The sequence below is a fragment of the Mycobacterium scrofulaceum genome, from assembly GCF_001667885.1.
In the GTDB taxonomy this organism is placed as follows: domain Bacteria; phylum Actinomycetota; class Actinomycetes; order Mycobacteriales; family Mycobacteriaceae; genus Mycobacterium; species Mycobacterium scrofulaceum_C.
In genome coordinates this window covers 1-558 of sequence record NZ_LZJW01000174.1, presented here as the reverse complement: position 1 = coordinate 558, position 558 = coordinate 1, and the positions used below count along the sequence as shown (strand labels likewise).

1 protein-coding gene and 1 pseudogene are annotated in these 558 nt (G+C 69.9%); one reads left to right on the top strand and one right to left on the bottom strand.

What is annotated here, in order from left to right; genetic code table 11:
* Nucleotides 1-104 (bottom strand): annotated as a pseudogene (locus A5681_RS27905) (TetR/AcrR family transcriptional regulator); the annotation flags it as partial.
* Between the two features lie 130 nt (nt 105-234).
* Here A5681_RS27905 and A5681_RS24490 point away from each other — a divergent pair.
* Nucleotides 235-558, top strand: a 324-nt coding sequence (locus A5681_RS24490) for a TetR/AcrR family transcriptional regulator (RefSeq protein WP_156738140.1), incomplete at its 3' end; no start/stop codon positions are given.

Genomic DNA, 558 nt, shown 5'->3' with positions numbered 1-558 from the left:
GAGTAGCCCACCGTCGCCACACAGCGCATGGTGGCCACGATGATGCGCTGGCGGGTCTCCTCACCGCTGGCCCCGACGGGGCGTCCCCGCTGCGGCCGCGTCACCGTGTTCTCCCCACTCGCGTGTCCCGTCCGCCGGCCCTCGGTGCCTGACAGGTCGAATATAATCGAGCGATCGATTAATTCGGGGTTTCCGGCGGAGGTGCGCGGTGCGTGAGGGACGGTACCTTCCCGCATGAGCGGTCCCCCGGCGCAATTGGGGCGCCCGGTCGGTGCGGACGGCGAGCAGACCCGCACGCGCATCATCGTGGCCACCATGCGCTGTGTGGCGACGGTGGGCTACTCGCGAGCCACGATTCGGGAGATCGCCCGCACCGCGGATGTCACCAGCGCCAGCCTGTACAACTACTTTCCGAACAAGGCCGAGCTGATCAAGGCGGCGATCGCGGCGCGCACCGACGTCGCATTGCCGCGACTGCGAGCGGCCGCCGCGCGGTCCGGAAGCGCGGTCGACCGCATCGAGGCGGTGCTCGACGAATCGGGCCGGCTGATGCGCGAG